Raw genomic sequence first — 13,003 nt, forward strand, 5'->3', positions numbered from 1 at the left:
GGGTCGGCTTCCCCTGAGCGTGCGATCGGATCCACCCCGGATCCGGCGAGGCTTGCGAGGCGACGCGTGAGGGCGAACTCCATCATCGGTCGGGACATGGCCGTTGACCTCGGCACGGCCAACACGCTGGTCTACGTGCGCCGCCGCGGGGTCGTGCTCGACGAGCCGAGCGTGGTCGCGATCAACGAGGCCAGCGGCGAGGTGATCGCGGTCGGGCACGAGGCCAAGCAGATGCTGGGGCGCACGCCGGACAACATCACCGCGCTGCGCCCGCTGCGCGACGGGGTGATCGCCGACTTCGAGGCGACCGAGCAGATGCTGCGGCAGTTCATCGCCCGCGTGCACCGTCGTCGCTACTTCGCCAAGCCGCGGATGGTCATCTGCGTGCCGTCCTCGATCACCCCGGTCGAGCAGCGTGCGGTCAAGGAGGCCGGCTACCAGGCCGGCGCCCGCCGCGTGTACGTCGTCGAGGAGCCGATGGCAGCCGCGATCGGGGCCGGGCTGCCGGTCCACGAGGCCACCGGCAACATGATCGTCGACGTCGGCGGCGGCACCACCGAGGTCGCCGTCATCTCCCTCGGCGGCATCGTCACCTCCCTCTCGATCCGCACCGCCGGCGACGACCTGGACGCCGCGATCGTCGCCTGGATGAAGAAGGAGCACGGCCTGATGCTCGGCGATCGCACCGCCGAGCAGGTCAAGATCAGCCTCGGCTCCGCGTTCCCGCGCTCGGGTGAGTCCAACGGCGAGATCCGCGGGCGCGACATGGTCAGTGGCCTGCCGCGTACCGTCGAGGTGACCTCCGCCGAGATCCGCCACGCGCTGGAGGAGCCGCTCAACGACATCGTGGACGCGGTCCGGGTGACCCTGGACCAGACCCCTCCCGAGCTCGCCGGCGACATCATGGACCGCGGCATCGTGCTCACCGGCGGCGGTGCGCTGCTGGTCGGCCTCGACGAACGGATCCGCCACGAGACCGGGATGCCCGTCCACGTGGCCGAGGATCCGCTGGTCTCGGTCGCCCTCGGCGCGGGCCGCTGCGTGGAGGAGTTCGAGGCCCTGCAGCAGGTGCTGGTGACCAACCCGCGGCGGTTCTGATGACGCTCGACACGATGCCGCCGCGTCGGCCGGACCGCCTCAGCGAGGGCGCCGTCTCCGGGCTGCGCGGCGCCGGCGACCCGGTACGACGCAGCGCCTCCAGCCGTGAGCGGCAGCGCCGATCCGGCCCGTCCCGGTCCCTGGTCGCCGCGGTCGTCCTCGGCTGCGTCACGCTGATGGTGGTCGACAAGGCCGGCGGCGACAGCTCACCGGTGGAGCCGGTCCGTCGTGTCGTCGGCGAGGTGGTCGGCCCGATGCAGGCGGCGGTGAACACCGTGGTCGGCCCGGTGGTCGGACTGCCCGGCGCGCTGCAGGGCAACCAGCAGCTGCGCGAGCGCGTCCAGGGGCTGGAGGACGAGAACGCCGCGCTGACCCAACAGCTCGCCAAGGCCGGATACGACGACGACCGGATCGCCCAGCTCGACGGGCTGCGCGCGATGGCCGGCGACACCGGCTACGCCCTGCTGCCGGCGCGGGTGATCGGGATCGGGCCGGCGGCCGCCTTCTCCGACACGGTCACCATCGACGCTGGTTCGGACTCCGGCCTGCACCCCGACATGACGGTGGTCGCGGCGGAGGGGCTGGTCGGTCGGATCACCGCCGTCACCGGGCACACCGCCACGGTGCGGCTGATCACCGACCGGGGCTCCACCGTGGGCGGCCGGATCGGGGACAACGGCGAGCTCGGCTTCGTGCGCGGCACCGGTGGTCTCCAGGACGACGGGACGCTCGACCTGGACCTGGTCGACGAGGCCGTCCAGCCCGAGGCCGGTCAGATGGTGCTCACCTGGGGGAGCGAGGGTGGCGCGCCCTACGTGGCCGGTGTCCCGATCGGCACCATCACCCGGGTCTTCGAGTCGGTCCGCGAGACCAGCTATCGCGCCGTGGTCGACCCGGCGGTCGACTTCACCGCGCTCGACCTGGTCGGCGTGGTGGTCCCGTCGGGCACCCAGCCGCGGGTGATCGAGGCCGACGGCTCGGCCCGGATCGGGGGAGAGCGATGAAGGGCACCCGCCGTCTGGTGGTCACCTCGGTCGCGGTGCTGCTCGCGCTGCTGCTGCAGACCACCGTGCTGCCCCGGCTGGGTTGGCCGGACGCGGGACTGGGCCTGGTCCCGGACCTGCTGCTGCTCGTGGTGGTGGCCACCGCACTGACCACCGACCCGCGGTTCGCCACCCTCACCGGACTCTCCGCAGGTCTCCTGCTCGACCTGGCGCCGCCGGCGGACCACCTGGCCGGCCGCTGGGCGCTGGCCTTCGCGGTCGTCGGCTACGTGGTCGGGCGGCTCAGCCACGACCACGAGGGCGGCGAGGAGACCCGGCCGAACTGGTGGGTCGCGCTGGTCGCGGTGATTGGCGGCTCCTTCCTCGGCACCTCGATCTACGCGCTGAGCGGCGTCCTGCTCCGGGACCCCTCGATGCCCTTCTCCGACCTGCTCCCGGTGGTGCTGATGTCGATCGCGCTGGACCTGGTCGCCGCGCTCGTGGTGGTGCCGCTGCTCTTCGCGGCCCACCGCGCGGTGGCACGGATGGGCACCGCGCCGCCGGGCCGGGTCTCGCCCGGCTGGGGCAGCGAGCGCGCCGCCAACCTCCGACGGACGGTGCAGTGAGCGCCACGACCTCCCGCCGCAGCCGGATGCGCCTGATCGTCCTCCAGGCGCTCGTCTTCTCGCTGCTCGCCACCCTCGGCGCCCGGCTGTACTTCCTGCAGGTGATCTCCGGGGAGGACTACCAGGGGCAGGCGGCCTCCCAGTCGATCCGCGACGTGGTGGTGCAGCCGCAGCGCGGGCTGGTGGTCGACTCCCAGGGCCGACCCCTGGTCACCAACCGCCTGGTCTGGGTGGTCTCCATCGACACCACGCTGCTCGGCCGGTTCGACGACGGGCAGCGGCGCAAGCTGCTGCGTCGTACCGCCGACGTGCTGGACCTGGAGCCCGCCGCGATCGAGCGCAAGCTGGCGCTGTGCGGCACCGACGGCGCGGTGCCGGGCACGTGCTGGAACGGCTCGCCCTACCAGCCGGTGCCGGTCGCCGAGAACGTCACCGAGCAGCAGGCGCTGCGCATCTCCGAGCAGCCCGAGGACTTTCCCGGGGTCCTCGTGGAGCAGCAGAGCGTGCGGGAGTATCCGTCGCCGTTCGGGATCAACGCCGCCCACCTGCTCGGCTACCTGAGCCCGATCACCTCCGACGAGCTGGAGGCGGCCGAGGACGCCGAGGACAGCTCGGTCAACGGCGCCTCGGTGGTCGGACGGGCCGGGGTCGAGAAGACCTACGACGCGTGGCTGCGGGGCCAGCCCGGCTACCAGCGGGTCGCGGTCAACTCCAAGGGACAGGTCCTCGGCGACGTCGACGCGACCGCCGCGCAGCCGGGGGACACGCTGGTGACCTCGATCGACGCGAAGGTCCAGGCCGTGGTGGAGAAGCAGCTGAACACGATGATCACCACCGCGCGCGGCACCTTCGACGAGGTCACCGGCCGCAACTACGAGGCCGACTCCGGCGCCGCCGTGGTGATGGAGGCGGACACCGGCAGGATCGTCGCGATGGCGAGCCAGCCGACGTACGACCCCCAGGTGTGGGTCGGCGGCATCTCGTCGAAGAAGCTCAAGGAGCTCTACTCCGAGGCCGCCGGGACCCCGCTGCTGGCCCGCGCGTTCCAGGGCCAGTTCGCGCCCGGCTCGACCTGGAAGCCGTTCATGACCGCCGGCGCGCTGACCAACGGCTACTCCACCAGCACCGTGCTCGGGTGCCCCTCGGCGATCCGGATCGGCAACCGCGACTTCCACAACCACGAGTCCGGCGCCTACGGCTCGGTCACCTTCGCCCGGGCGCTGGAGGTCTCCTGCAACACCTTCTTCTACCAGGTCGGCACCGGCTACTGGCGTGAGTACGGCTCGGACCCCGCGGACGTGAAGGCGAAGGACCCGCTGGTGGAGGAGGCGAAGGTGTTCGGCTTCGGCTCCCGCACCGGCGTCGACCTGCCCGGCGAGGCCTCCGGCCGGATCGCGGACCGCGCCTGGAAGCGCGACTACTACCGGTCCATGAAGGACTACTACTGCGGGATCTCGGACAAGCCGCAGGACACCGAGACGAGCGACTTCGTCTACAAGTTCGCCTACGAGTTCTGCGTCGAGGGCTACAAGTACCGCGAGGCCGATGCCGCGAACTTCGCCATCGGACAGGGCGACACCATCGTCACCCCGCTGCAGCTGGCCCGCGCCTACGGTGCGCTGGCCAACGGCGGCACCCTCTGGGAGCCCCGGGTCGGCAAGGCGATCGTCTCCCCGAAGGGTGAGGTGATCAAGCGGATCAAGCCGAGCAAGGGCGGCGACGTCGACCTGCCGGCCTCCGTGCTCGGCTACATCGACGAGGCACTGAAGGGTGTCAGCCGCACCGGCACCATGGCCTGGAAGCTCGGCGGGTTCCCGCTCGACGACGTGCAGATCCGCGCCAAAACTGGTTCGGCGGAGGTCTACGGCAAGCAGTCGACCGGCTGGGTGGCCTCCTACACCGACGACTACGTCGTGGTGATGATGATCAGCCAGGGCGGCACCGGCTCCGGCTCCACCGGCGACGGCGTCCGTGCCATCTGGGAGGCGCTGTACGGCGTCGAGGGCGACCGGGTCGACCCGGCGAGCAGCGCGATCCCCGGCACCACCCAGCCCGACGCGCTGCCGGAGTTCGGCCGCGACGGCTCCATCCTGCCGCCCGCCCGCGAGGACCAGCGATGACCCAGCCACGCCGCAGCACCGTCTCCCGTCGCACCGTCGACCTGCGCCGCTGGGCCGACCTGGACTGGATCCTGCTCGGCGCCGTGATCGCCCTCGGCGTGATGAGCTGCCTGCTGGTGTGGTCGGCCACGGTCAACCGGGACGACCTGACCGGCGGGGACGAGCGTGCGTTCCTGGCCAAGCAGGTGGTCAACCTGGGCATCGGTCTGGTGCTGATGGTGATGGTGGCCGCCACCGACCACCGGTGGGTGCGGATCCTCGCCCCGGTGGCCTACCTGCTCGCCGTGGTCGGGCTGGTCCTGGTCCTGGTGATGGGCAGCACCGTCAACGGGTCGCGCTCCTGGCTGATGCTCGGCGGACTCTCGCTGCAGCCCTCCGAGCTGGCCAAGCTGGCGGTGGTGGTCGGGATGGCGCTGGTCGTCGCGGAGCGTCACGAGGGTCGCTGGCGGGAGCGGGTGGGCACCACGGACGTGGTCCTGATGCTGGCCGTCGCCGGCCTGCCCGCCGTACTGATCCTGGCGCAGCCCGACCTCGGGACGATGCTGGTGCTGACCGCCACCGTCTTCGGCGTGATCGCGGCGTCGGGCGCTCACCGCCGTTGGCTGGTGGGCCTGGGCCTCGGCGGCGTCGCCGTCGCCGCGGGAGCCGTGCTCAGCGGGTTCCTCGCCGACTACCAAATCGACCGGTTCCTCGCCTTCACCGACCCCGAGCTCGACCCGCGCGGCGCCGGCTACAACGTCGAGCAGGCCCGGATCGCGGTCGGCAACGGCGGGCTCTTCGGGCAGGGCCTCTTCGACGGCTCCCAGACCCGCGCGGGCTTCGTCCCCGAGCAGCACACCGACTTCGTCTTCACCGTCGCCGGGGAGGAGCTCGGCCTGGCGGGCGCCCTGCTGATCGTGGTGCTGCTCGGCATCGTGCTCTGGCGGGCGCTGCACATCGCGGGCCAGAGCGACGACGTGTTCGGCCGGATCGCCGCCGCCGGCATCGCCTGCTGGTTCGGTTTCCAGGCCTTCCAGAACATCGGGATGTGCCTCGGGATCATGCCGGTCACCGGGGTGCCGCTGCCGTTCGTCTCCTACGGCGGGTCGTCGATGTTCGCGGGCATGCTCGCGATCGGCCTGCTGCAGAACATCCACCTGCGCACCCTCGCCTCGCCGGCCGCGCGCCTGCAGCCCACCAAGCGGGTCCTGGTCCACCGCTGACCCGCATCCGATCGTGCCCACCGGCGTCCGGCACAATGTCCGCGTGCCGAGCCTGGACCCGTGGCGGGACGCCGACCGTGCGAACCCGCACGGCTCGGGGCTGACCCTGCGCCGCGAGCCGCGCGACGCCGCCCCCGTGGCGGCGGCCCTGGCCACCGCCGAGACGCTGACCGCGCTGCTCCTCGCGCACGGTGCCGCGGGCGGCACACTGCCCGACGCCGGCTCGCTGATCGTCCTCGCCGCGCTCGTGTACGGCGCCGGCCTGGTCGTGCTCGGCCGCAGCCTGCCGATCCGGTACGCCGCCCCCGGCCTGGTCCTGGTGCAGGTCGTGCTGCACGGGTGGCTGAACGCGATGGCTCCGGCGGCCGAGCACGCGGCCCACACGGCCCACGTGGTCGGTCCGGCGGGAGCCGCCCCGTTGGGGCTGAGTTGGCCGATGCTGCTCGCCCACGCCGTCGCCGGCGCCTGCGCCGCGCTCAGCTGGGGCCTGCGCCGCAGGGCGGTGGCCGTCCTGGTGAGCTGGACGGATCCGGCGGTGGCCGGCCCGCACCCGGCCCCGCGTCTCCGGGCGCCGCGGACGACCCGCCTCGCGCCGGCGCTGCGGCACGTCGCCGTCGCCCCGACCCGCGGGCCGCCGGTGGTGCCGCTGCCGGCCTGAGCGCTCCCGGACGAGGGAGCGGTGGCCGGTGGCGTCCTGCCCGCTCACCACCCCCCGGCCTGGAACCGCCAGGCCGACGTCCACGGACCCAGAGGTCCGGAGAGGCTCCACCATGACCCTTCGTCGTACCCTCCTGCCGCTCGGCGCCACCGGCGCCGCGACCGCCATCCTCGCCCTCGGCGTCACCCCGATCGCCTCGGCGCACGTCGGTGTCACCCCGGACGACACCGCCGCGGGCGCCTACACCGTGCTGACCTTCAGCGTGCCGCACGGCTGCGACGGTTCGCCGACCACGAAGGTCGCGATCCAGATGCCGGAGGAGATCCCGTCGGTGACCCCGACCCGCAACCCCTTCTACTCGGTGGAGAAGGTGATGGAGACCCTCGACGAGCCGATCACCGACGCCCACGGCAACGAGATCACCGAGCGGGTCTCCCAGGTCGTCTACACCGCGCAGACGCCGCTGCCCGACGGCGAGCGCGACACGCTCGAGCTCTCCGTCCAGCTCCCCGACGCCGCCGGGGAGACCCTCGCGTTCCCGGTGATCCAGTCCTGCACCAAGGGCGAGACCGCCTGGACCGAGGTCGCCGAGGACGGCGGCTCGGAGGAGGAACTCGAGCACCCGGCGCCGACGGTCAGCGTCACCGAGGCGACCGAGGACGGCCACGGCCACGGCACCGCCGAGGAGGCCAGCACCGAGACCGAGAGCGACACCGACGCGGATGCCGCCGAGGACGGCGACTCCGACGGCAACGGCCTGGCGATCGCCGGCCTGGTGGCCGGTGTCCTGGGCATCGTGGTCGGCGGCGTCGCGCTGGCCCGCAGCGGCTCGAAGGGCTGACCCACCCGGTGCGTACGCCGGTGCCGGCGCTCGGGCGGTTCGCCCTGGTCGCGCTGATCGCCCTGCTCGGGGTGATCGGCGCGGCCGCGCCGGCGTCGGCGCACGCCAGCCTGGTCTCCTCCGACCCGGCCGAGGGGGCGGTGCTCGAGGAGGCGCCGGCGGAGGTCCGGTTCACCTTCGACGAGCCGGTGTCGCTGGTGCCCGACGGGATCGCGGTCTTCGACGCAGCGGGGGAGGACGTCGACGTCGACGAAGCATCGGCGCGGGACACCGAGCTCCTGGTCGACCTGCCCGACGGCCTCGACGACGGCACCTACGTGGTGGCCTGGCGGATCGTCTCGGCCGACGGCCATCCGGTCGCCGGCTCCCTCACCTTCCACATCGGTGCGCCCAGCCCGAACGTGGTCCCGCCCCAGCTCGGCGACGGTGACGACGATCCGTGGACCGCGGCGGTGCGCGCCGTGGTCACGGCCGTCAACTACCTCGCCCTCTTCGTCGCCGGCGGCCTGATGCTCCTCGTGGGCAGGGCGGCCGCCGACGTCCGGCTCCGACCGGAGGTGCGGCGACGCCTGGCCGGCCTGCTCCGCACTTGCGCGGCGGTCGCCGTGCTGACCGCGCTGCTCCTGGTGCCGCTGGCCGGTGCCTACCAGCTCGGCCTCGGCCCGGACGGCCTGGTGGACTCGGGCATCTGGGACGTCGCGCTGATCCGCGAGGACCTGGTGGTGCTCGCCCTGCAGGCGGTCGGGTTGGGTGCACTGGCACTCGCCGCGCAGCGGGTGACCGCGGGCCGGCCCCCGCTCGCGGTGGAGCTGCTCACCGCGGCCGCCGTGGTCTCCCCGGCGCTGGTCGGCCACACCCGCGCCTACGAGCCGATCACCCTGCTGGTGCTCACCGACGCCCTGCACCTGCTCGCCGGCGCCACCTGGCTCGGCGGACTGGTCGGCCTGACCCTGGTGCTCGGGTCGATGCGCGGACGGGCCCGGGACGCGGGCGTCGTACTGGCCCGGTTCTCGGTGGTGGCCGCCGGGCTGCTGCTGGTCCTCGCGGTCACGGGCACCCTGCTCGGCTGGCGGATCCTGGGCTCGTGGTCGGCGCTGGTCGAGACCACCTACGGTCGTCTGCTGCTGGTCAAGCTGGCCATCGCCTGCCTGGTCGCGCTGGTCGCGGCCTGGAACCGGTTCCGGCTGCTGCCGGCGGTCTCGGTGATCGGCCACGACCAGCAACGCCACGCCGTCGGTCGGGTACGACGTGCGGTCGGCGCCGAGGCCCTCCTCCTGGTCGGCGTGCTCGGTGTCACCGGCTTCCTGGTCGAGAAGTCCCCGAGCGGGGAGTCCGAGGCGCCGTCGGCGGCCAGCACCGGAGTCGCCACCGGCGCGGCCGACGACTACCGCGTGCTCGCCGTGCTCGACGACGCCGACGGCTGGCAGCGACGGCTGAGCATCCAGATCCAGGACCAGACCGGCGAGCCGGTCGACCTCTACGGGGCGCCGACGGTCGCGGTCTCCTCCGGCGACCTGGAGCTGGGTGAGATCCCGGTGGTGCCGGACGGCGCGGGCACCTACGTCGCCGACCTGGTCTTCCCGCGGGAAGGCACCTGGGAGGTGCGGGTCAGCGTCCGCATCGACGAGTTCACCAACCCGGTCACCACGCTCGACGTCGAGGTCGACTGACGACGCCTTCCGGCCGGACGGCCCCGACGGGTCCGTCGCGGGAGCCCCTCAGGCGCCGGCGGACGCCGCAAAGTCGGACGTCTGCTTCTCCGGGAGTCGGCTCATCGCGTGCTCGGTCATCGCCAGGATCGTCAGGGACGGGTTCACCCCGGGGTTCGCCGGCACCGCGGACCCGTCGCAGACCAGCATGTTCCGATAGCCGAACACCCGCTGGTCCGCGTCGACGACCCCGGTCTCCGCGGAGGCGCCGATCGGTGCCCCACCGAGCAGGTGGGCGGTCACCGGGGCACCCATCAGCGCCTCGTAGAGCGAGGACTGCGGATAGCCGTCCATCCGCCTCGCCGCGCTCTCGGCGACCGCGTTCGCGATCGGCAGGTGGGTGGAGGGCGGCTCGGCGCCGGGCGCCGACTGGAGCACCCCGCCCCACCTGCTCAGTCCCCGGCGCAGCGTGAAGCGCATCGACTGGTCGGTGCTCTGCATCACGGTGAACAGCACCGTGCGGCGCGACCAGCCCCGGATCCGTCGGAGCGAGAGCCACTTGCGGGGCTCGGCGAGCATCAGCTTCAGGGTGGTCCGACCGCGGTGCGGGTCCTCCCCGGAGGTGAACGGCGCGAACATCAGCGCCATCAGGTCGCCGCCGTCGCCGTAGGTGTTGTTGGTGGCGTGGGTCTTCTCGTCGGGGTAGATGCTGGTGGTGATCGCGATGTCGTCGCGGTAGTCGGCGCCGGGGTCGTCCGCGGTCGCCGCGACGATCGCCTCGGAGTTGGTGCGGACCAGGGTGCCGAGGCGATCGGAGATCCGGGGCAGGGACCCGCGGTCACGACACTGGGCGAGCAGCTCGTTCGTGCCGTACGGCCCGGCGGCCACGATGATGCCCCGGGCGCGCAGCGTGCGTCGGTTCGACCGCCCCAGCCCGGGTCGCCGGATCTGCAGCTCGTAGCCGTCGCGACCGTCCGCGGCGCCGAGCGGACGGATGTCGGTGACCTTGGAGTCGGGCTGGATCCGCACCCCGGCACGCTCGGCGAGGTGGAGGTAGTTCTTGGTCAGCGTGTTCTTGGCGTTGTAGCGGCAGCCGAGCATGCACTCGCCGCAGCGGATGCACCCGGTGCGGGCCGGGCCGTCGCCACCGAAGTAGGGGTCGGGCGCGGTCACGCCCGGCTCCCCGAAGTAGACCGCGACCGGGGTGCTGCGCGCCTTCTTGTGCAGGTCGAACTCGTCGGCGACGTCGCGCAACATCGCCGGGCTGGGACCGTCGCCGACGTAGTCGACGACGCCCATCATCCGCTTGGCCTCGGCGTAGTGCGGCTCCAGGGCGCTGCGCCAGTCTGCGAGCTCGGCCCACTGCGGGTGCCGGTAGAAGTCGTCGTCGTGCGGCTGGTACATGGTGTTGGCGTAGACCAGGCTGCCACCACCCACCCCGGCCCCGGCGGCGACCATCATGTGCTTGAACGGGATCAGCTGCATGATCCCGCGCAGACCGAGCTCGGGGCGCCAGATCATCGATGGCGCATGCGACATCCGGCCGGCGAAGTCGTCGTCGGCGAAGCGACGGCCCTGCTCGAGCACGACCACGTCGTACCCCTTCTCGGCCAGCCTGAGCGCGGAGGCGCTGCCGCCGAAGCCCGATCCGATGACGACCCAGTCAGCGTCCATCTCCCTTGCGTAGTGCATCGGCCGGGGCGGCGCAAGACCCTTCCGGGACAGGGGCGCCGCGGACGGCGCGCAGGTCAGGCCGTCCCGCCCACCTCGACCACGACCGGGACCGTGTGCAGGAAGCCCTCGACCCTGGTCTGCACGAAGAACCGGTAGGCGCCCGGGGCGGAGAAGGTGGTGTGGAACGTCAGCCGGGTGCCGTCCTCGACCGTCTCGGGCTCGCCGTAGGGGTGCACGTGGACGAAGCCGCCCTCCCCGGTGCCGCCCGTCCCGGTGCCGCCCGTCACGGTGCCCTCGAGCGGGAAGCCGGTGAGGTGGGCGGAGGTGCCCAGATAGCTGCCGAGCTGCAGGGGCGCGCCGGACAGGTCGCTGATCAGGATCCGCAGCCGGCCGTCGTCGCCGACCTCCGCGCTGCCCTCCACCGTCGCGCGCACCACCCCGTCATCGCCGGTGCCCGGCTCGCCGTCGTCGGCGGGGAAGGTGCGGGGGCGACCGGGCACGGTGGCGTCCGCGCCGAGCGCGACCGGTCGGCCGGCCTCGGTCGGCACGAACTCGGCCAGCACCCGGTAGTCCCCGGGGGAGCCGAGATCCGCACGGACCCGCCAGGTCCCCTCGGCGTCCTGGACCGGGTGCAGGTGGCGGAAGACGGCCAGGTCGTCGCGGACGACGTAGAGGTGGAGCAGCTTGGTCTGCTCCTCGGTGTAGTCGGTCACCGGCTCCCCGGTCCGGTCCAGGATCCGGAAGGAGACCTCGCCGGGGCCGTCTGTTCGAGTCGGCACCTCGACGTCGGTGAGCCGGTAGCCGCCGGCCGAGGCGGTGCTGCCGTCGCCGATCGGCTCGGAGTGGCCCTCGCCGGGAGCGTGGGTGTGCCCGGCCCCGTCCTCGGGGGCACCAGGACCAGCCGGTCCGGGTCGGCAGCGGGTTCGTCGTCGGCGCAGCCGGCCAGGGTCAGGCCGAGCAGGACCGCGACGGAGGCGAGCGCGCGAGCGGTCACGGCGAGACGGTGAGGAAGAGGAACGCGGCGAGCAGGACCAGGTGCACCGCGCCGTTCATCGGCTTGGCCCGGCCGGGGACGACCGTCAGGACGCTGACCACGGCGGAGAGGGCCAGCAGCACCAGCTGGACCGGCTCCAGACCGAGGGCCAGCTCGCCGGGGAGCCAGATCGACGCCACCGCGATCACCGGGATGGTCAGGCCGATCGAGGCCATCGCCGAGCCGTAGCCGAGGTTCAGCGAGATCTGCACCCGGTCGCGCAGCGCCGCGCGCACGGCGGCGATCGTCTCCGGCGCCAGGACCAGCAGGGCGATCGTGACGCCGACCACCGCGTGCGGCAGGCCGAGCCAGTCGACGGCGTCCTCGATGGCGTAGGACTCCACCTTCGCCAGCCCCACCACGGAGACGAGGGCGACGGCCAGCAGCCCCAGGCTGATCAGCGCCTCCCGGCTGGTGGGCGGGTCGGCGTGACCGTCGCCGTCCTCGTCGGCGGGCGAGGTCCCCTGGGCCGAGGCGCCGGTCTTGACCGGCAGGAAGAAGTCCCGGTGGCGCACGGTCTGGGTGAAGACGAACCCGCCGTAGAGGACCAGCGAAGCGACCGCCGCGAAGGCCAGCTGGGAGCCGGTGAAGACCGGACCGGTGGCACCGGTGGTGAAGGTCGGCACCACGAGTGTCAGACCGGCCAGCGAGACCACGGTGGCCAGGGCCGAGCCGGTGCCCTCGGGGTTGAACTCGGCGAGGTGGTGCTTGACCGCCCCCACCAGCAGCGCGATGCCGACGATGCCGTTGAGGGTGATCATCACCGCGGCGAAGACGGTGTCGCGGGCCAGCGTCGAGGAGTCGCCGCTGCCGGAGACCATCAGCGTGACGATCAGGCCCACCTCGATCACCGTCACGGCCACCGCGAGCAGCAGCGAGCCGTACGGCTCACCGACGCGGTGTGCGACGACCTCGGCATGGTGCACCGCGGCGAGCACCGCCGCGATCAGCGCGACCGCGACCACGGCGCTGACCAGGAGCCCCGGCTTGCTCCCCCAGGTCAGGGCGAGGATCACGGCGGCGAGCAGGGGAGTGGCGACCGTCCATCCGAACCGGCCGGACGTGGTCGCGCTCATGGCGAGATCCTACGGGGCGGTGGTCGGGGGCCCCGTCGGCGGA

General features: G+C 73.0%; 11 protein-coding genes. 8 read left to right on the forward strand and 3 right to left on the reverse strand.

The window, feature by feature from the left end; all coding sequences use genetic code 11:
- Window positions 1-96: 96 nt before the first annotated feature.
- From FIV43_RS01885 to FIV43_RS01925, 8 genes are all read left to right on the forward strand, one after another.
- Window positions 97-1,098, forward strand: coding sequence for a rod shape-determining protein (locus tag FIV43_RS01885; RefSeq protein WP_141012756.1), 1,002 nt, complete (start codon window positions 97-99; stop codon window positions 1,096-1,098).
- On the forward strand, window positions 1,098-2,102 hold the full coding sequence (mreC, locus tag FIV43_RS01890; RefSeq protein ID WP_231123623.1) for a rod shape-determining protein MreC: 1,005 nt from the start codon (window positions 1,098-1,100) through the stop codon (window positions 2,100-2,102). The genes FIV43_RS01885 and mreC overlap by 1 nt, the downstream gene beginning before the upstream one ends.
- Window positions 2,099-2,707, forward strand: coding sequence for a rod shape-determining protein MreD (gene mreD / locus FIV43_RS01895; RefSeq protein WP_141012757.1), 609 nt, complete (start codon window positions 2,099-2,101; stop codon window positions 2,705-2,707). The genes mreC and mreD overlap by 4 nt, the downstream gene beginning before the upstream one ends.
- Window positions 2,704-4,827 carry a penicillin-binding protein 2 gene (mrdA, locus tag FIV43_RS01900; protein ID WP_231123624.1) on the forward strand — a complete coding sequence of 708 codons (2,124 nt, stop codon included), beginning with the start codon at window positions 2,704-2,706 and terminating at the stop codon, window positions 4,825-4,827. Before mreD ends, mrdA begins: the two co-directional genes overlap by 4 nt.
- The gene (rodA, locus tag FIV43_RS01905) at window positions 4,824-6,029 is read left to right on the forward strand and encodes a rod shape-determining protein RodA (protein ID WP_141012758.1); all 1,206 of its coding nucleotides are present in this window, start codon (window positions 4,824-4,826) and stop codon (window positions 6,027-6,029) included. Before mrdA ends, rodA begins: the two co-directional genes overlap by 4 nt.
- A gap of 43 nt (window positions 6,030-6,072) precedes the next feature.
- Window positions 6,073-6,687: a cell division protein FtsQ gene (locus FIV43_RS01910; RefSeq protein WP_141012759.1), complete on the forward strand. Its 615-nt coding sequence runs from the start codon at window positions 6,073-6,075 to the stop codon at window positions 6,685-6,687.
- Window positions 6,688-6,799: 112 nt separating this feature from the next.
- On the forward strand, window positions 6,800-7,528 hold the full coding sequence (locus tag FIV43_RS01915) for a YcnI family copper-binding membrane protein (RefSeq protein ID WP_141012760.1): 729 nt from the start codon (window positions 6,800-6,802) through the stop codon (window positions 7,526-7,528).
- Window positions 7,529-7,536: 8 nt separating this feature from the next.
- A complete protein-coding gene (locus tag FIV43_RS01925) occupies window positions 7,537-9,198 on the forward strand; it encodes a copper resistance CopC/CopD family protein (protein WP_181407647.1) in 1,662 nt (553 codons plus the stop codon).
- Between the two features lie 48 nt (window positions 9,199-9,246).
- On the opposite strand, the gene FIV43_RS01930 is transcribed toward FIV43_RS01925, so the two are convergent.
- The 3 genes from FIV43_RS01930 to FIV43_RS01940 all read right to left on the reverse strand — a co-directional run bounded on the left by FIV43_RS01930 (window position 9,247) and on the right by FIV43_RS01940 (window position 12,960).
- Window positions 9,247-10,851 carry an FAD-dependent oxidoreductase gene (locus FIV43_RS01930; RefSeq protein WP_196781047.1) on the reverse strand — a complete coding sequence of 535 codons (1,605 nt, stop codon included), beginning with the start codon at window positions 10,849-10,851 and terminating at the stop codon, window positions 9,247-9,249.
- A gap of 74 nt (window positions 10,852-10,925) precedes the next feature.
- Window positions 10,926-11,630, reverse strand: a complete 705-nt coding sequence (locus FIV43_RS01935; RefSeq protein WP_141012762.1) for a hypothetical protein — start codon at window positions 11,628-11,630, stop codon at window positions 10,926-10,928.
- 211 nt (window positions 11,631-11,841) lie between these two features.
- Window positions 11,842-12,960, reverse strand: a complete 1,119-nt coding sequence (locus FIV43_RS01940) for a calcium:proton antiporter (protein ID WP_141012763.1) — start codon at window positions 12,958-12,960, stop codon at window positions 11,842-11,844.
- Window positions 12,961-13,003 lie beyond the last annotated feature (43 nt).

Origin of the sequence: Nocardioides sambongensis (genome assembly GCF_006494815.1) — a bacterium.
Classification (GTDB): domain Bacteria; phylum Actinomycetota; class Actinomycetes; order Propionibacteriales; family Nocardioidaceae; genus Nocardioides; species Nocardioides sambongensis.